Genomic DNA, 18,000 nt, shown 5'->3' on the forward strand with positions numbered 1-18,000 from the left:
ACGGGAATATGGGGAAAGACTATCGTAAAACAGCAGAGGAAGTGTTGCAGTATATTGGTGGGAAAGACAATATTGAACAAGCTGCACACTGTGTAACGAGACTCCGTATCGCTTTAAAAGATGAAAGTAAAATAGATAACGATAAATTGCAGTCTATTTCATTAGTGAAGGGAGCGTTTCATAACGCTGGGGTATTTCAAATTGTAATCGGTCCAGGAGATGTTGATCGAGTATATGCTGAATTGATAACGCTTGCAGGTATGAAGGAAGCGACAGTAGCTGACGTGAAAGATTCCGGAAATCAAAAATTAAATCCAGCTCAAAAGTTTGTAAAAGTATTTTCAGATGTATTTATGCCGATATTACCAGCAATCGTAACAGCTGGATTACTAATGGGGATTAACAACCTATTAGGAGCAAAGGACTTATTTTTTGAAGGTAAAAATTTATTAGATGTATATCCAAACTTAAGTGGGCTTTGGGATTTAATTAATATGATGGCGAATACAGCATTCGTATTCTTACCAGCACTTGTCGGTTGGTCAGCAACAAAACGTTTTGGTGGTAGTCCGATATTAGGGATTGTTATGGGATTAATGCTTGTGCATCCATCCTTATTAAACGCGTGGGATTACGGAAAAGCAGCAACTGGTTTAGATGGGAAAAATATTGAGTACTTCGATATTTTAGGATTATTTCAAATTGAAAAGGTAGGGTATCAAGGTCAAATCTTGCCGGTTTTAGTAGCAGCATTCGTATTAAGTAAAGTGGAAATTTTCTTGAAGAAACATGTACCAAATGCAATTCAATTATTAGTTGTACCAATTACAACGATTGTCGTAACAGGTGTGTTAGCATTAGGAATTATTGGTCCAGTTACACGTCATATTGGAGATTTATTAACAGCTGGATTAGTAGGTGTATATGAAACAGTACCAGTAGTTGGAGCAATATTATTTGGAGCATTATATGCACCGCTTGTCATTACAGGTATGCATCATATGTTTATTGCTATTGACTTACAATTAATTGCACAGCACGGTGGTACATTCATTTGGCCAATGATTGCCCTTTCTAATATTGCACAAGGTAGTGCGGCACTTGCAATGTTCTGGATTTCTAAAAATCAAAATGATAAAAGTATGGCATCTACATCAGCAATCTCAGCATATTTCGGTATTACAGAGCCAGCTATGTTTGGTGTAAACTTACGAAATAAATTTCCGTTCTATGCAGCGATTATAGGATCAGCTACTGCAGCGATATTTATTACGTTAAATGGTGTATTAGCACCTGCTATAGGAATTGGCGGATTACCAGCATTTATTTCTATCATTCCGAAATCGATTCCAATGTTTATTGTCGGAATGATTATCGCGGTTGTAATCCCATTTACGTTAACATGGTTATTTGTAAAACGAGTAAAACAGAAGTAGGAGGAAGTTAAACATGAAGGATTGGCATAAAAGTGTAGTTTATCAAATTTATCCGAAGAGCTTTAATAGCTATTACAATAAAGAAACCGGTGATATAAAAGGGGTTACAGAGAAACTAGATTATTTAAAAGAACTCGGAGTAGATTATATTTGGTTAACACCGATATACCAATCACCACAAAATGATAATGGATACGATGTAAGTGATTACTACAGCATTGATCCATCTTACGGAACGATGGAAGAGTTTGAAGAGCTTTTAGAAGAAGCAAAGGCACGTAATATTGAAATTATGCTTGATATCGTTGTAAATCATAGTTCGACAGAGCATAAGTGGTTTAAGGAAGCGAAGGAAGATAAAAATAGTCCATATCGTAATTACTATATTTGGCGTGATGAAAAAAATAATTGGCAATCTAAGTTTGGCGGGTCTGCTTGGAAATATGATGAGAAGACAGAGCAATATTTTTTACATCTATTTGATGAGACGCAAGCTGATTTAAATTGGGAAAATGAAAAACTTCGTGAAGAAGTATATGATATGATGCGTTTTTGGCTTGATAAAGGGGTAACTGGATTCCGATTAGATGTTATTAATTTAATTTCAAAAGATCAACAGTTTTTAAACGATGACGGAAGCACGGCGACAAGCGATGGTCGTAAATATTATACAGATGGCCCGCGCGTTCATGAATATTTACAAGAGATGAACCGAAATGTTTTTGAAGGGAAAGATGTAATTACAGTTGGAGAGATGTCATCTACAACAATTGATAATTGTATTAAATATTCAAACCCTGAGCGCAATGAATTAAGTATGACGTTTAGTTTTCATCATTTAAAAGTAGATTACCCGAATGGAGATAAGTGGACGAAAGCGGATTTTGATTTCATTAAATTAAAAGAGATTATGTCTAATTGGCAAATTGAAATGCAAAAGGGCGGAGGATGGAATGCGTTATTCTGGTGTAATCATGACCAGCCTCGTATTGTGTCACGCTTTGGTGATGATAGAAAGTACCGAAATGAATCTGCAAAAATGTTAGCCACAGCTATGCATATGTTACAGGGCACACCTTACATTTATCAAGGTGAAGAAATTGGTATGACGAATCCTAAATTCGAGTCCATCGAGCAATATCGCGATGTAGAATCGTTAAATATATACGATATAAAGCGAGAAGAAGGATTGTCAAAAGAAGAGGTTATCGGGATTTTAAAACAAAAATCTCGTGACAACTCCCGTACTCCAATGCAGTGGAATGAAGAGGTGAACAGTGGTTTTACAACAAGTACACCGTGGATTACAGTTGCTGATAATTATAAAGAGATTAATGTAGAAAAGGCATTAGAAGATAAGGAATCTGTATTTTATCATTATAAAAAGCTAATTGAACTTAGAAAAACGTATGATGTTCTTACAGAAGGAAAATACGCTATTTTAGATGGAAATCATCCTAAGGTTTGGGCATATACCCGTACTACAGAGAATGAAGTGCTACTCGTTATAAATAACTTCTACGGAGAAGAAATAACGTATTCGGTACCAGTGCACGTTCAATTAGATGAAATGAAACAAGAAGTGTTATTGTCAAACTATAAAGATGTAAGCAAAGATATTACAAAGCTTAACTTAAGACCATATGAATCAATTGTATATCGATATACGAAATAAAAGGTTGTATGCCCGCGCGGCATACAACCTTTTATTTTAAGACACCACTATACAAAATCTTTACCTCTACCTCAGGTTTGAATTTTACTTTTGCATAATCTTTATTCCAATTTTTTTTCTTCCATAAGTCAGGATGATATGCGATAAGATGTCTTCCGATACCAAAAGCATCACAATTTGCTTTTTGTAGTTTGTTTGTTATTTTTTTCGCTTCTTTCGTAAGTTGTTTTGATAGGTCCTTATTTAGTTTTTTTCTGGCTTCCATTTTATAAATATTATCTCTTGGGGCTTCGAGTGCTATTACTTTTATTTGGAGCTTAATGTGAGCATAAACATTCCCTTTTTTATCTGTTGTTATTTTTAAATCTCGTTTTAATTTCCGATTGCTTACTTCCATTGTTAAATAGTCAGATGTCTTCTTTGATTCATCGTTAGTAAGTTTTTGGGTTATACGGGCACTTGTTCCCATTTTTTCGGTTAATAGCACGAATAAAACAGCTTGTTTCAGGGGTAAATGTCCTGTCAATTTGTCTTTATCAAATAAAGCCAATCCGTTTGTAATAACTTCTTTTCCTTTTATTTTTATAGAAGGGAGGGTGAAATCTTTACCCGGATCTAACATTTTTGTAGCAGCAGTTTCTAAAGTTTCTTTTGGAAACACACTCATATCTTCTAAGCTTTTCACTTTTTTCTTTAGGAAATCTCCAATCAGTAAGTTTCCTACTTTCTTTTTTTCGAGTATTTCGGATGTGTCACCTTCTACTGAAATAAGTTTTACTAAAGCAGTCGGATTTGTTGGGTCTCGAAAGCTGACATCTAAATAGGGTAGTATACCTTTTTTTTGAATCTTTGTTCCTAATAATTGAACACCATATTTAAAATATCGAATGTTACCAGTTACATTTTTTTTCAGTGCATCGCTTGTATCCCTTATGTTTTTTCCGGTTGCTGAATGTACTTCATTCTCGAATGAAGTTTGCTCTCCGCTTGAACTTTTTACGAGTTCGACTGTTTGCTGGAGCTTATTCTCTTCTGTAATATCATATCCAATACTATAAGCTAATCTCGCTTCTCTTAATGGCTCTTGATCCCAACAGCCAGAAAGGAATGAACTAGAACATAATATAAAAAGTAATTTAACTTTTTTTTTGAACATACTGTTCTCCTTTCTTATTTCTTATTATGGAATAAAGTAGAAATAAAAGAGGGAGGACAACTATGAAAATATAGGTGAACTTATCAGTGAAAGTTGCAATTACTTTTAATTCTTCAGGTGTATCTATAAATAAGGCTACACTAAAAGCAATAATACCAACGATTGGAACAGCTTTTTTATGATTACCAAGGTTGAATATGTGCCCAACTCCGATTGAGGCAGCGCAATAATAACTAGCAATAGAAGCCACAACTGTTATCATCCATATTGGAATGAATAATAAATCAGTCCGATCTATAATCCCGATATGCAAGGAGCGTAATAAGTAAGCAACTGGCTCTGGAATAAGCTCAATTTGTTTTGGACTAAATACGATAAAGCAAATCCAAACAGTAAAAGTATAAAAAAGAGTTACACATCCATTAGCGATAGAAATTGCTTTTAGCTTTGCCACAGCATTTCCATTTACTTTTGGGAATGCAATCAGAATAATTTCAAAACCATACATGGCTGTAATTGTTTCCTTTGATGCTTGGATTATATTCCACCACCCGGCTTCTGTAAGTGGAAAAATATAAGAATAATCAGCTCGCGTGAATCCTAGGGCAATTAAAAATGCCATTGGAAGGATAAGAATAGAAGCCATGACATAAAATCGCACAATTACCTTAAATGTATTATATGCTATATAGCAACAAGATACTGTAAATAGTATGAGAATAGCAGACCATGGAGTGGCTTGTAACACCCATACTTTAATGACGTTACAAGCATTTAACATAACCGTCATACCGATAAGAGTAAAATAAAAAATATAAAAAAAACCTATTAGTTTCCCGAACTTATTACCAAATAGCATAGAAACACTTTCATACATATTTGCATCGGGAAATCGTTTTAAAAAAAGCCACATAAGTAAAATAATAAGTTGAATTGCAAGTCCAGCGATGAGAGCAGAAATCCATCCACCACCTTTCGCTATTGGGTGAAGACGGTTTGGTAGAGAAAGTATACCCACTCCGATTTGGCATTGAATAACGAAAAAGGTAAATTGAACTAGCGAGATTTTACTTTGCGTGTTTGTCACCGTTCTCATCCTCTCTCGTTACATGTTGTCGCTGCATTTCTTTCGGCTTTGGATCATGTGGCCGTTCCCAAAATGACCAAATTGGGAGTCTTACGAAAGAATCTTTCATATCTTTTATCCGCATGGGTGCAATAGGAGAAAGATATGGTGTATGAAAAGAATGAAGTTGGCATAAATGAACAAAAGTTATAATCAAGCCAAAGGAAATTCCTACATATCCGAATATAGCAGCAAGTAGCATTAATGGAAAACGAAGAATCCGAACTGCTGAACTCATATCGTTTGATGGAACGAGAAAAGATGAGATCGCAGTTAAAGCTACAACGATAATCATTGTATATGAAACAAGTCCGGCTTTTACAATCGCATCACCAATTACTAAACCACCTACAATACCGATTGTTTGTCCAACGCGGCTCGGCAGACGAATACCAGCTTCCCGTAATAACTCGAAAATTAACTCCATTAAGAGAGCCTCAAAAATGGGAGGGAGCGGTACTTTCTCTAATGAAGCTTTAATTGTGTATACAAGTTCGAGTGGTAACACATCAGGATGAAAAGCAACGGTTGCGATATATAAAGCTGGTAAGAGAAAGGCAATTAAAAAACTTACTAAGCGAATCATTCGGATGAAAGAACCGACAATCCAGCGGTTATTATAATCATCTGGTGATTGATAGAAAGCGAATAACGTAACAGGTACGATAAGAGCTGTTGGATCACCATCAGAAAAAATAGCAACTCGCCCCTCCATTAAATTTGCTGCGACTCTATCAGGACGTTCGGTATTTAATTGTTGCGGAAAGGGTGAGAAAGACGTATCTTCTATAAATTCTTGTATGTATCCTGGAGGCATAAGTGTATCTGTCTTAATCTTTTCTAACCTTCTTTGCACTTCTGCAACTAAATCGTCATTAGCTATGTTTTGCATATAAGCAATAGCTACTTTCGTGTGCATTTCTTCACCAAGTGTGAAATATTTAACGACGAAATTTGGGCTTTTTATGAGTTTACGAATAGAAGCTAAATTGGTTGCTAAATCTTCTACAAAACCGTTATGCGGTCCACGGACAACTCCCTCATTATCAGGTTCGGTTATATCTCTCTTTAAAGATAAAGCTGTTTCGAAAATACAAAAACTGTCGACATGTTCATGGAAATACAATGATTTACCTTGTAATAAAAGCTGTACGCCATAATTTAAATTTGTTTCTTTCTTCATATTTAACGTGGAAAAAGCTTTATCTAAAGACAAATCTGATCGCGTTAACAATGGCTCAATAGCTAATTGATGAATTAAATTTGGATCTGCTAAAGATTCGATATATAAGATTGTCCCTTTTCCATTTTGAAAAGGGATATCTAATTTTTTTATATCATCTGAGTGACAGAGCTTATTTTCAATGTAATTCATGTTTTCCGGAAGTGATGGAAACATATGCTTTTGGTTTTTACTCTCTTGTTGTTCTTTTTGCTCTGTCATAATTTCCACCTCTTTTAGAATAAAGTTACTTCTGTTAATTTTTGCTTTTTGTGAGAAATTTATGCTTGGATTATTTTAAAAAAAGTAGCTTGAAAGTTACGTTACGTCATCTTTTATACTGTAGAAAATAGGATATAGGGGATGATATAGATGACTTTGAGGCATATGTGGGGATGGAAAGAAATTTTATATTTATTAGTTTTCGTATTTCTTATTGTTCCAATAACAGTTGAATCTCTTTTTTATGAATATGCTTTAAAAATAATAGGGAACTCATTATATGCTGGAGTATTAATGGGATTTATAATGGCGGTGATATTTATTACTGTAGTTTATCTTTTTTGTATAAAAAGATATCAAATGTCTTGGAAAGATATTGGAATTCGAAAGCTTTCATGGAAAGATTTTTTGTGGACAATTATAGCATTGATTACCTTAATTGTAGTTAGTATTGCTGTATTAATGATAATGGAGAAAATGGGTATTTCTTTTGAAAATAGTAAAACGGAGACGATCCAAAATGATAAATCAATATATTCGTTCTGTATCGCGGTAATTGGAGCAGCAGTTATATCACCAATCTATGAAGAGATTTTATATCGAGGTGTTTTTTATACGTTTTTTCGTAATAGATATGGCATATGGGGCGGTATGTTTATAAGTTCCATAATATTTACTGTTGTTCATATTCCAACATATAACACATTACCAGTGAATTTTTTGAGTGGAGTAGTATTTGCGTGGTTATATGAGAAAACAAATTCTATTTTATCAGCTATGATTGCCCATGCACTATTTAATTTCATAGCAGTACTTCTCACATTTGTGTCGAATTAAGAAGATATATAGGAGGGATACATATGGAAATAGCTGTAGAACGTGTTTTTACGAAAGAGATTTTAAGAAGAGCGTCAAAGGCATTTCATGTAACAGTGGAAGAGAAACCACTTGGAGATTTTGAAAATTATATTTTTCAGGCGAAGGGCGATCGTGGTGAAGATTACGTATTACGTTTAACCCACTCTTCTCATCGTTCAAAAAAAGAAGTCGAAGCTGAACTAGATTTTTTACGATATGTTGCGGAGAATGGAGCAAAGGTAGCAGGACCTCTGTACTCAACTTCTCAAAATCTTGTAGAAGGAATAGGAGCGGAAGATGGCACTTTCTTTTTTGCTTCTTTATTTGCATACGCAAAAGGTGAGCAAGTAAAAGGAGAAGAATCACCTTATTGGGGAGATGTTTACTTTGAAGCATGGGGAAAAGCAATTGGACAACTGCATCGCCTAACAATGAACTATCCTAAAACAGATTACCGTGATACTTGGGAAGAAGATGAAAGTGGAATTGTTAATGAATTAGAAGATAACCAAGTAAAAAAGATTGCAGCGGTATTAATGGATGAAATAAAGGCTCTTCCGATTGAAAGAGAAACGTTCGGCCTTATGCACGGTGATATTCATCCAGGTAATTTTCATTATGATGGAAAAGAGCTAACAATCTTTGATTTTGATGATGCGGCTTATAATTACTTTATACATGATTTAGCGATGGTTCTATACTACTCTGTTCTATTTACACCGTGGACAGCGAACGAGAAGACAGATTTTGCTCGTAAACAGCTACAACTGTTACGAAAAGGGTATGAGTATGAGCACAGGCTGGCGGATAGTTGGTATGAATCGTTACCGCTATTTTTACGCTTACGTGATATAGGTTTATATGGCACGCTTCAAAAGAAGTTTAAAGGGAAAGATATGCCGGATAACTTCCGGAAATTATGTGAAGAATTATATGAAAGAATTATAAGCAAAGAAGCAATTGTGAATATATAATACATTTTGCTCAAAACAAAGTATGCAAAATAAATGTATACTTTGTTTTTTTATACAAAAATATGTTTGTTTTATTAAAATAATATTGTCATAGATTCGGTATACATTTATAATTTTTATATATTCTGAAAATTCTTTATAAAGAAGGAGGGGGAATATTGGAAGCTATCGTCAATTGGATAAATAATATTGTTTGGAGTCCAGCACTTGTTTATTTATGTTTAGGAGTAGGTTTATATTTTTCCATTCGAACGAGGTTTTTACAAGTAAGGCACGTAGGAGAAATGGTGAAGCTGACATTTAAAGGAGAAAAATCAGAGGCTGGTGTTTCTTCATTCCAAGCGTTAGCGCTTTCGTTATCAGGACGCGTTGGGACAGGGAATATCGCTGGAGTAGCAACAGCGGTTGCCTTCGGTGGACCAGGAGCTGTATTTTGGATGTGGGCAGTAGCCTTTTTAGGAGCAGGATCAGCTTATGTAGAATCAACACTCGCGCAAATATATAAGACGAAACATCAAGGACAGTTTCGTGGTGGACCTGCTTATTACATTGAAAAAGGTTTAGGTGTGAAATGGTATGCATTAGTATTCGTTGCAGCGACAATTATTGCAACGGGGCTTTTACTGCCAGGTGTGCAAGCGAATAGTATTGCCGTAAGTTTAGAAACAGCTTTTGGAATTAACACTACAGTATCAGGGGCTTTATTAGTTGTTGTATTAGCTCTTATCATCTTCGGTGGAGTAAAGCGAATCGTTAACGTTGCACAAGTTGTCGTACCGTTTATGGCAGTTGGTTATATTTTAGTAGCTTGCGTTATTGTTGCTATGAATATTGAAAAATTGCCAGAAGCATTTATGTTAATTATAAGAAGTGCGTTTGCATTAGAAGCAGCTTTCGGTGGTATTATCGGTTTAGCAATTTCTTGGGGAGTAAAACGTGGTATTTATTCCAATGAAGCAGGGCAAGGAACTGGACCACATGCAGCAGCAGCTGCGGAAGTATCACATCCAGCTAAACAAGGCTTAGTGCAAGCATTTTCCGTTTACATTGATACATTATTTGTTTGTTCAGCAACAGCATTTATGATGATTATTACAGGCATGTATAACGTATTTGATGCAAGCGGAAAAAACTTTATCGTAAATAAATTAAATGGTGCTCAACCAGGACCGGGATATACACAGGCAGCGGTAGAATCTGTTTTCCCTGGATTTGGAAACGGTTTCGTTGCCATCTCACTGCTATTCTTTGCATTTACCACAATTATGGCGTATTACTACATTGCAGAAACGAATATCGCGTACTTAAATCGTGATAAAGACCGTCCTTGGCTGTCTATGGCACTAAAATTTGTATTTTTAGGAGCTGTATTCTACGGCTGTATAAAAACAGCAGCAACAGCTTGGGCTTTAGGTGATATCGGTGTAGGTATTATGGCTTGGGTTAATATTATCGCGATTTTATTGTTACAAAAGCCAGCATTAGTTGCATTAAAGGATTATGAAAAACAGAAAAAAGAAGGAAAGGATCCAGTATTTGATCCAGGGCCATTAGGAATTAAAAACGCTGACTTTTGGGAGCATGAATACGGGAAAGATAAGAAAGAAGAAGTATCTTAATGGAATAGAAATGAAGGAGCAAAGGGAAATCCCTTTGCTTTTTTTATGGGCAAAAATGAAGGGAGAAGTTATTTTTGGGACTGTTTTTGAATATAAAAAGAATGTACATGCTTTGTTAGGGGAAGGGGGGAGTATGGTGATAGAGTTTCGTAATGTAAATAAATATTATGGCAACTTTCAAGTTTTGAAAGATATTAATGTGCAAGTGAAAAAAGGTGAAGTGGTAGTAGTTGTTGGGCCTTCAGGATCAGGAAAAAGCACATTGCTTCGGTGTATAAATCAATTAGAGACAATTACAGACGGAGAGTTAATTGTACAAAATACGGAGGTACACAATGCTAAAACAGATATGAATGAATTACGCCGAAATATCGGAATGGTCTTTCAACATTTTTATTTATATCCACATAAAACGGTTCTTCAAAATATTACACTAGCACCGATTAAAGTAAATAAAGTTTCAAAAGAGGAAGCTGAGAAAACAGCGATGTTTTATTTAGAGAAAGTAGGAATCCCGGAGAAGGCTAGTGTATATCCGCATCAATTATCCGGAGGACAACAGCAAAGGGTAGCGATTGCTAGGGGGCTCGCAATGCAGCCAGAAATTATGCTATTTGATGAGCCTACCTCTGCTCTTGATCCAGAGATGATCGGGGAAGTACTTGATGTTATGAAAACGCTAGCTAAAGAAGGGATGACGATGGTCGTTGTCACGCATGAGATGGGATTTGCGCGCGAAGTAGCAGACCGGATTTTATTTATGGATGATGGAAAGATCATTGAGGATACAACGCCGGCGCAATTTTTTGCAAATCCTGAACAAGAAAGAGCGCGTCTATTTTTAAGAAGAGTGTTAAATCATTAAAGGAGGAATTTCATGCTTAAAATGAAAAAGTTGTTTACGTTAATCGTATTCTCATGTTTATTCGTACTTGTCGTGGCCGGATGCGGAAGTAAAAAAGATGAGGCGAAAGAAACGAATACGAAGCAAGGCGGGGCCGTTGAGCAAATTAAAAAGCGCGGGAAGCTAGTAGTTGGAGTGAAGAATGATACGAACTTATTCGGCTTGAAAAATCCTTCGACAGGGCAGGTAGAAGGATTTGATGTTGACATCGCAAAGGCGCTTGCGAAAAAAATCCTTGGAGATGAAAAGAAACTAGAATTAAAAGAAGTAACGTCTAAAACGCGTATTCCACTACTGAAAAATGGTGATATTGATGCAATTATCGCCACAATGACAATTACGGAGGAGCGTAAAAAAGAAGTAGATTTTTCAGATGTATATTTTAAAGCAGGGCAATCGTTACTTGTGAAAAAAGGGAGCGATATTAAAAGTATTGATGATGTGAAAAAAGGTGTGAAAGTGTTAGCGGTAAAAGGCTCAACGTCTACAAATAATATTCGTCAAAAGTCACCGGAAGCGACTGTATTAGAATTTGAAAATTACAGTGAGGCATTTACGGCGTTAAAAGCAGGGAAAGGCGATGTTTTAACGACAGATAACGCAATTCTTTACGGTATGGCAAAACAAGATTCGAACTATGAAGTTGTAGGGAAAATTTTCACGGATGAGCCGTACGGGATTGCGGTGCAAAAAGGTGCAGATGATTTAACGAAAGAGATTAATAGCTTGCTAAAAGATATGAAGGCGAACGGGGAGTACGACAAATTGTATGAGAAATGGATTGGGCAAAAGCAAGAGTAGTAAAGTGATATTTAAATTAGTGGAGCTGTATTCCCATTGATAAATAGCAAGAGGATGAGGTATGCTCATCCTCTTCTTGTAAAGAAAGAGGGGAGAATATGTGCCTGATTTTTCTATATTAACGAATAACATTGATATGTATTTAGAGGGCTTTAAGTATACAGTTATGTCTAGTGTAATTGCGTTAATAGGCAGCTTTATTTTGGGAGTAATTTTGGCTATAATGCGCATTGCACCTATTCGTATTTTAAATTGGTTGGGAACGGCTTTTGTGGAGTTTGTAAGAAATATTCCGCTCGTATTAATTGCATTTATATTTTATTTCGCTTTACCTGTAATAGGAATTACTTTAAATGGTTTTGTAGCAGGAACAGTTACGCTTACTGTATATACGGCAGCGTTTATTGCGGAAGTTATTCGCGCTGGTATTTTATCAATTGCAAAAGGTCAAATGGAGGCAGCACGGTCTTCAGGATTAACGTATGTACAGGGAATGTATTATGTAGTCTTACCTCAAGCGATGAAAATCGTAATCCCTCCTTTAGGAAATCAATTTCTCAATTTAGTAAAAAACTCTTCCATACTCGGAATTATCGCTGGTACCGATTTAATGTATCAAGGAGACTTAATTTCAACGAAGACGTTTGTTACGTTCGATGTCTATATATTTGTCGGGATGTTTTATTTAATATTAACAATTCCGCTCAGTATGCTAGTGCGTTATTTAGAAAAACGCTTAGCAAAGGAGGCGGTGTAAATGGATTTTAAGGGAGCAATTACAGGGGATCATATTCTATTTTTATTAAAAGGATTACTTATAACGTTAGAGGTAGCGCTCGTAGCAATTGTACTTAGCTTTATTATTGGTAGTGTAATAGGGATATTGCGCTATATGAGAATCCCCGTCGTCTCACAAGTATTAGGAATTATCGTTGAAGTAATTCGAAACTTACCACTACTTTTAATTATATTTTTCACGTATTTTGCACTTCCAGAAGCAGGTTTGAAATTAGAAATTATAACAGCTGTAATTGTTGCTTTAACAATATTTGAAGCAGCGATGATATCTGAAATTGTTCGAAGTGGTTTATTATCTATTGAAAAAGGACAGATTGAGGCCGCAAGATCTTCAGGATTAACGTATGTTCAAGCACTTTGGCATATCATTTTACCACAAGCATTAAGAAGAATGGTTCCGCCGCTTGTTAGTCAGTTTATTTCATTGCTGAAAGATACAGCATTAGCAGTTGTTATATCACTGCCAGAGCTTATGCATAATGCTCAAATTATTAGCGGACAGAATGTAAATTATATGATTCCAACGTTTATAGTAGTAGCTTGTATGTACTTTATCGTAAACTATAGTTTATCAATTTTATCGAGAAGATTAGAACTTCGTTAACCTTTACAATATATGTAAAGGTTTTTCCTTGTTTAACCTTATTTTCCTCTAATTAGAATCTAAATCTCGCGATAATTCGATTTTTTATATTATTTTATCAGAAAAGTTTTAATTTTATATAGAAATTGTAACCGCTTTCGTGTATATTTTTATTATCAGAAAATTTTAACAAGATATAGGGGTATCGGTAGGGGGAGGATTTAGATGCAGCAACAAACGAATGAGAAATTACATCGTACGATGAAGAGTAGACATTTATTTATGATCGCACTAGGTGGTGTAATCGGGACTGGTTTTTTCTTAGGTTCAGGTTACACCATTAATCAGGCTGGACCAGGGGGAGCTATCCTTTCATATTTAGTGGGCGGATTTATTATGTATTTAACAATGCTTTGTCTTGGAGAGTTAACGGTAGCAATGCCAGTTTCAGGTTCTTTCCAAAAGTATGCGACGAAGTTTATTGGTCCAGGAACGGGCTTTATGATCGGCTGGCTATATTGGCTTGGCTGGGCAGTGACAGTAGGTTTAGAGTTAACGTCAATTGGTTTAATGATGAAAAGATGGTTTCCGAATGTTGATGTTTGGGTATGGTGTCTCGTATTCGGTATTATTTTATATGCTTCAAACGCAATTTCGGCAAAAAGTTATGCTGAATTAGAATTTTGGTTCTCTAGTATTAAAGTAGTTACAATTCTTGCATTTGTTGTTCTTGGTGGTAGTGCATTATTAGGGTTTATATCATATGACGGAAAAGAAGCAGCACCTCTTTTCTCTAACTTTGTAAGCGATGGTGGATTATTCCCGAATGGACTAGCTGCCGTATTACTTACAATGATTACAGTTAACTTCTCGTTCCAAGGAACAGAGTTAATCGGGATTGCCGCAGGAGAAAGTAAAGACCCTGAAAAAACAATTCCACGTGCAATTCGTAATACAGTATGGCGCATTATGTTATTCTTCATTTTAACAATGACGATTTTAGTAGGACTAATTTCTTGGAAAGAAGCTGGCGTAATTGAAAGTCCATTCGTAGTCGTATTTGATAAAATCGGTATTCCATACGCAGCTGATATTATGAACTTCGTTATTATTACAGCGTTACTATCTGTAGCGAATTCAGGATTATATGCGGCAACTCGTATATTATGGTCACTTGCAAATGAAGGAATGGCACCAACATCGTTCCAGAAAGTAAATAAGCGTGGTATTCCAATTACTGCACTAGTTGTAACGATTGCAGTAGCTGGCCTTTCTTTATTTACAAGTTTCCTTGCAGAAGATACAGTATACATGTACTTATTATCTATAGCTGGTTTATCGGCTGTTTCAAGTTGGATCATTATTGCTCTATCGCAACTTCGCTTTAGAAGTCAGTATATAAAAGGCGGGGGAAAGTTAGAGGACTTAAAGTATAGAACACCGTTATATCCAATCGTTCCTATTTTAGCTTTAATTACAAATAGTATCGTTGTTATTAGTTTAGCGTTTATTCCAGAACAAAGAATGGCGTTATATTGTGGTATTCCATTTATCATTTTCTGCTACATATATTATTATATGAGTAAGAAACGGAAGAAACCGATGAAAGTGGAGATGGAGAAAACAAATGAAACTAACAATCAAACACGATGATATAGAGGCAGATTTATCGTATGGTCAATTAGCGATTGGAAAAGAAAACGGGTATTCACCGTTACAATTACTTGTTTCTTCTATCGCAGGATGTAGTGCAATTGTCTTTCGAACAATTTTAGAAAAGAAACGTATTACATACGATACGTTTACAATTGAGACTGAAATTGGTAGAAGTGAAGCTTTATCAAAACCAGTTGAAAGTGTTCATTTGCACTATAAAATTAAAGCTCAAAACATTACAGAAGAGCAGTTGGACAAGGCACTGCAACTAGCAGTGAAAAATTGTACGATTGTTCAATCGGTAAAAGATAGTATAAAAGTTACGGAAACAATTGAACTAATAAAGTGAAACATAAAAACGTGAGAATACGGCTCTCACGTTTTTATGTTGTTAATAAAGGGGGAAATATGATGGAATGTTTAGGGTGTAATTTAGCAAACGGAGAGGAAAAAATATATAAAGTATATGAAGATGAGTATGTAACATGCTTTTTAGATCATGAACCTTTTTATCCAGGACATACTTTAATTGTGCCAAAGCAGCATGTTGTAGAAGTAGACGAATTAGATGATGTTGTAGCAAAATCAATTATGGATGCTTCTAAACTGATTGCAAAAGCGATTAAATCATTATATAAACCAGATGGAATTACGATTTGCCAAAATGGTGGAATCTTTAACGAGTTAACGCATTACCATATGCATATCGTACCAAGATATAAAGAACGCTCGTTTGCTGAGTTTTATACGGTACAACCGGGAGAAAAGCAGAGTCATAACTTGGAAGAGGCGCAGCATTTGTTAAAAGAAGTGATAGAGCAAATGCTGTTTACTGAAAAGGCATAGCGGTCAGGAAAATTTCAACAAACAAAAGCCCAATTTCTCAGTTAAAATAGAGAAATTGGGCTTTTGTTTATTCTGTTATTAAGTTTTATCTATAAAAAGATTTTACAGTGTCACAAAGCATATCGCTCATTCGTTATATAGAGTGAGAGGAGGAATTATATGAAAGTTACAAACAACGATTATGAAAAGATGGAAGAGCTATACGAGTTGTACGAGCAAAAAATTTATTATGTAGCTTATTCTATTTTAAATAATATTCAGCAGGCAGAAGATGCAGTTCAAGAGACGTTTATTACTCTTTATAAGAACTTGGAAAAGCTCCATAGCTTGAGCACTGAAGAGCTTAAACGTTACATTTTGAGGGTCGCGAAAAACAAGGCGATTGATAGTTACCGGAAAAATAAACGACATGAAACATTTTTAGAAGAATATGAAAGAGAATCAATAGAAGCAGTAGATGAAAATATTGAAGAGTGGGAAAAACGTAAAATGTCTGAGGTTCAAATTGATACATTGCTAAAAGAATTAAGTGAATCTAACAGACAGGTGTTTAAGTACAAAGTCTTCTATAATTTAACGTATCAAGAAATTTCAAATGTTATGGGGATAACAGAGGTTAATGTCCGCAAGCAGTTTGAACGCGCACGAAAACGAGTCCAAAATATGATAGGAGGTATACAACATGACGAATTCAAAGAACTCCAAAGAAATATATGAACTTGCTGAAAAAATTGCTTTAGATGATTTTGATAAATTCGAAGAACAACATGAATTTTCACATACATATACGCGCAAAAAGAAATTGTTTATGGAGGAAATGAAGTTGAAAGATGGACAACCGCAGAAAAAACGTAAAAAATATCGTATGTTAATCGCTGCTGCTTGCTTATTGATCGGCATGCCGACAACCGTTTTTGGTGCAGTAAAAGTTTATAATATGATTGTCCAAAAACAAAATTATGAAGTAAATGTTTCGGTAACAAACAAGGACTCGAAAAAGGCTGATAAGTGGTATAAGTTGAAAATCGATAAATTACCAGAAAATATGGAAGCAATTGATGACTCTGCTATGAAATATTCCTTTAAAGATAACTATGCAAAGGGAGGATTTTCATTCGCTCTTCGGAGAGTAGGGGAGAATACAGATTTTCAAACGCTGTACTCGAAAAGTTACGAAGAAAAAGAGATAAGTGGCAAGAAAGCAGTAATTGTCCATAAAGAAACAGGAAACAACAATGTAATGTTTGACAGAAAGGTCTTACTCTTTTTTGAGAAAGAAGGGATTATGCTAGAAAGTTATATTGGATCTGATGTAAGCGAACAACAAATGATAGATGTGTTAGGGAACATTTCACTTGAGCCTACGTCAAAAGAAAAGGCATCACAAATAGTAGATTATGATGAAAATCGTTTTAGCAAAGCAGATGAACCTAAAAAAACTAAGGTTATTCCTTTGAAAAAAGATAGCAAACGACTATTTCATATAGGACAAAAGGTTCCAGTAAATATAATCATGGATAACAGCAAAATTGAATATGTGATAGAAAAAGTTGAAGTCTTTGATTCAATCAAAGATTTTAAACAAGAAAACTTTAATGAACTTGGCTTAGGAATACTAAGCGAGAATAAGGCTTTAAATCAGATGGGAGAATTGCTACCATACAGACGGGATGAATATAAACTCGGAAATGGTAAAGATTCGATTGATACATTAGTAGAAACAAAATTAGTTAATCCTAAATTTGTTTATTTAACAACAACAGTGAAAAATATAGGTAAACAGGCGACAGAAGAAATCTATATGCATCCATCCATAAGGTTACTTAAATCTGAAGGTAATGCATGGAACTACGCTGAAAGAGATGGAATTGCGGAAAAAAATATTATGACAGGCGAAGTCGATTATTTAGAACCTCACGGAGATGGAAAAAGCTTTTACAATATTGGCAGTATCCGACCAGGACAAACGGTAAATGTTAAATTAGGTTATTTTGTAGATGAGGATAAATTAGGTTCACTTTTCCTTGAAGCTTTCCGTTACAGTGGTTCTAGTGGAACTGAGAATATGAATGAGAAAAATCGTTGGTGGTTTGACATTCGTCAATAATAAAACAGTCGGAACAA

At 35.2% G+C, this 18,000-nt stretch carries 17 protein-coding genes; 14 read left to right on the forward strand and 3 right to left on the reverse strand.

The annotated features are described in order from the left end of the window. The first annotated feature begins 8 nt into the window (after nucleotides 1–8). Together treP and treC are read left to right on the forward strand one after the other, a co-directional pair. Nucleotides 9–1,436, forward strand: coding sequence for a PTS system trehalose-specific EIIBC component (gene treP / locus ACTFOB_RS16030; protein WP_440026902.1), 1,428 nt, complete (start codon nucleotides 9–11; stop codon nucleotides 1,434–1,436). 13 nt (nucleotides 1,437–1,449) lie between these two features. Then, a complete protein-coding gene (gene treC, locus ACTFOB_RS16035; RefSeq protein ID WP_440026903.1) occupies nucleotides 1,450–3,111 on the forward strand; it encodes an alpha,alpha-phosphotrehalase in 1,662 nt (553 codons plus the stop codon). Between the two features lie 31 nt (nucleotides 3,112–3,142). Here treC and ACTFOB_RS16040 read toward each other — a convergent pair whose 3' ends face one another. The 3 genes from ACTFOB_RS16040 to gerKA are packed head-to-tail and all read right to left on the reverse strand — an operon-like array spanning nucleotide 3,143 to nucleotide 6,837. Next, nucleotides 3,143–4,267, reverse strand: a complete 1,125-nt coding sequence (locus ACTFOB_RS16040) for a Ger(x)C family spore germination protein (RefSeq protein ID WP_440026906.1) — start codon at nucleotides 4,265–4,267, stop codon at nucleotides 3,143–3,145. Continuing rightward, a complete protein-coding gene (locus ACTFOB_RS16045; protein WP_440026908.1) occupies nucleotides 4,248–5,354 on the reverse strand; it encodes a GerAB/ArcD/ProY family transporter in 1,107 nt (368 codons plus the stop codon). The genes ACTFOB_RS16040 and ACTFOB_RS16045 overlap by 20 nt, the downstream gene beginning before the upstream one ends. Further along, complete coding sequence (gene gerKA, locus ACTFOB_RS16050) at nucleotides 5,335–6,837, reverse strand: spore germination protein GerKA (RefSeq protein WP_440026910.1); 1,503 nt, start codon at nucleotides 6,835–6,837, stop codon at nucleotides 5,335–5,337. The genes ACTFOB_RS16045 and gerKA overlap by 20 nt, the downstream gene beginning before the upstream one ends. Before the next feature lie 150 nt (nucleotides 6,838–6,987). Here gerKA and ACTFOB_RS16055 point away from each other — a divergent pair, with 150 nt between their 5' ends. The 12 genes from ACTFOB_RS16055 (at nucleotide 6,988) to ACTFOB_RS16110 (ending at nucleotide 17,983) form a co-directional block, all read left to right on the forward strand. Further along, nucleotides 6,988–7,674: a lysostaphin resistance A-like protein gene (locus ACTFOB_RS16055; protein ID WP_440026912.1), complete on the forward strand. Its 687-nt coding sequence runs from the start codon at nucleotides 6,988–6,990 to the stop codon at nucleotides 7,672–7,674. A gap of 23 nt (nucleotides 7,675–7,697) precedes the next feature. Next, a complete protein-coding gene (locus ACTFOB_RS16060; protein ID WP_440026913.1) occupies nucleotides 7,698–8,669 on the forward strand; it encodes a phosphotransferase enzyme family protein in 972 nt (323 codons plus the stop codon). A 158-nt stretch (nucleotides 8,670–8,827) separates the two neighbouring features. Continuing rightward, nucleotides 8,828–10,288 carry an alanine/glycine:cation symporter family protein gene (locus ACTFOB_RS16065; protein ID WP_440026915.1) on the forward strand — a complete coding sequence of 487 codons (1,461 nt, stop codon included), beginning with the start codon at nucleotides 8,828–8,830 and terminating at the stop codon, nucleotides 10,286–10,288. Between the two features lie 136 nt (nucleotides 10,289–10,424). Beyond that, on the forward strand, nucleotides 10,425–11,153 hold the full coding sequence (locus tag ACTFOB_RS16070; protein WP_440026917.1) for an amino acid ABC transporter ATP-binding protein: 729 nt from the start codon (nucleotides 10,425–10,427) through the stop codon (nucleotides 11,151–11,153). Nucleotides 11,154–11,165: 12 nt separating this feature from the next. After that, on the forward strand, nucleotides 11,166–11,993 hold the full coding sequence (gene glnH / locus ACTFOB_RS16075; RefSeq protein ID WP_440026919.1) for a glutamine ABC transporter substrate-binding protein GlnH: 828 nt from the start codon (nucleotides 11,166–11,168) through the stop codon (nucleotides 11,991–11,993). Nucleotides 11,994–12,093: 100 nt separating this feature from the next. Next, a complete protein-coding gene (locus ACTFOB_RS16080) occupies nucleotides 12,094–12,750 on the forward strand; it encodes an amino acid ABC transporter permease (RefSeq protein WP_440026921.1) in 657 nt (218 codons plus the stop codon). After that, nucleotides 12,751–13,395 (forward strand): amino acid ABC transporter permease, encoded by a 645-nt coding sequence (locus ACTFOB_RS16085; RefSeq protein WP_440026923.1) that lies wholly within the window; start codon nucleotides 12,751–12,753, stop codon nucleotides 13,393–13,395. A 204-nt stretch (nucleotides 13,396–13,599) separates the two neighbouring features. Continuing rightward, a complete protein-coding gene (locus tag ACTFOB_RS16090; protein ID WP_440026925.1) occupies nucleotides 13,600–15,027 on the forward strand; it encodes an amino acid permease in 1,428 nt (475 codons plus the stop codon). After that, complete coding sequence (locus ACTFOB_RS16095; RefSeq protein ID WP_000778841.1) at nucleotides 15,002–15,379, forward strand: OsmC family protein; 378 nt, start codon at nucleotides 15,002–15,004, stop codon at nucleotides 15,377–15,379. The genes ACTFOB_RS16090 and ACTFOB_RS16095 overlap by 26 nt, the downstream gene beginning before the upstream one ends. Before the next feature lie 11 nt (nucleotides 15,380–15,390). Then, a complete protein-coding gene (locus ACTFOB_RS16100) occupies nucleotides 15,391–15,876 on the forward strand; it encodes an HIT family protein (protein WP_440026928.1) in 486 nt (161 codons plus the stop codon). A gap of 159 nt (nucleotides 15,877–16,035) precedes the next feature. Beyond that, on the forward strand, nucleotides 16,036–16,593 hold the full coding sequence (locus ACTFOB_RS16105) for an RNA polymerase sigma factor (RefSeq protein ID WP_440026930.1): 558 nt from the start codon (nucleotides 16,036–16,038) through the stop codon (nucleotides 16,591–16,593). After that, complete coding sequence (locus ACTFOB_RS16110; RefSeq protein ID WP_440026931.1) at nucleotides 16,559–17,983, forward strand: DUF4367 domain-containing protein; 1,425 nt, start codon at nucleotides 16,559–16,561, stop codon at nucleotides 17,981–17,983. The genes ACTFOB_RS16105 and ACTFOB_RS16110 overlap by 35 nt, the downstream gene beginning before the upstream one ends. The last annotated feature ends 17 nt before the right edge of the window (nucleotides 17,984–18,000 follow it).

Source organism: Bacillus cereus group sp. MYBK79-1 (genome assembly GCF_051915365.1).
In the GTDB taxonomy this organism is placed as follows: Bacteria; Bacillota; Bacilli; order Bacillales; family Bacillaceae_G; genus Bacillus_A.

Coding starts and splice junctions, on each gene's coding strand:
- treP (WP_440026902.1), top strand. CDS start 9: ATGGGGAAAGACTATCGTAAAACAGCAGAGGAAGTGTTGCAGTATATT.
- treC (WP_440026903.1), top strand. CDS start 1,450: ATGAAGGATTGGCATAAAAGTGTAGTTTATCAAATTTATCCGAAGAGC.
- ACTFOB_RS16040 (WP_440026906.1), bottom strand. CDS start 4,267: ATGTTCAAAAAAAAAGTTAAATTACTTTTTATATTATGTTCTAGTTCA.
- gerKA (WP_440026910.1), bottom strand. CDS start 6,837: ATGACAGAGCAAAAAGAACAACAAGAGAGTAAAAACCAAAAGCATATG.
- ACTFOB_RS16055 (WP_440026912.1), top strand. CDS start 6,988: ATGACTTTGAGGCATATGTGGGGATGGAAAGAAATTTTATATTTATTA.
- ACTFOB_RS16060 (WP_440026913.1), top strand. CDS start 7,698: ATGGAAATAGCTGTAGAACGTGTTTTTACGAAAGAGATTTTAAGAAGA.
- glnH (WP_440026919.1), top strand. CDS start 11,166: ATGCTTAAAATGAAAAAGTTGTTTACGTTAATCGTATTCTCATGTTTA.
- ACTFOB_RS16085 (WP_440026923.1), top strand. CDS start 12,751: ATGGATTTTAAGGGAGCAATTACAGGGGATCATATTCTATTTTTATTA.
- ACTFOB_RS16090 (WP_440026925.1), top strand. CDS start 13,600: ATGCAGCAACAAACGAATGAGAAATTACATCGTACGATGAAGAGTAGA.
- ACTFOB_RS16095 (WP_000778841.1), top strand. CDS start 15,002: ATGAAACTAACAATCAAACACGATGATATAGAGGCAGATTTATCGTAT.
- ACTFOB_RS16105 (WP_440026930.1), top strand. CDS start 16,036: ATGAAAGTTACAAACAACGATTATGAAAAGATGGAAGAGCTATACGAG.
- ACTFOB_RS16110 (WP_440026931.1), top strand. CDS start 16,559: ATGACGAATTCAAAGAACTCCAAAGAAATATATGAACTTGCTGAAAAA.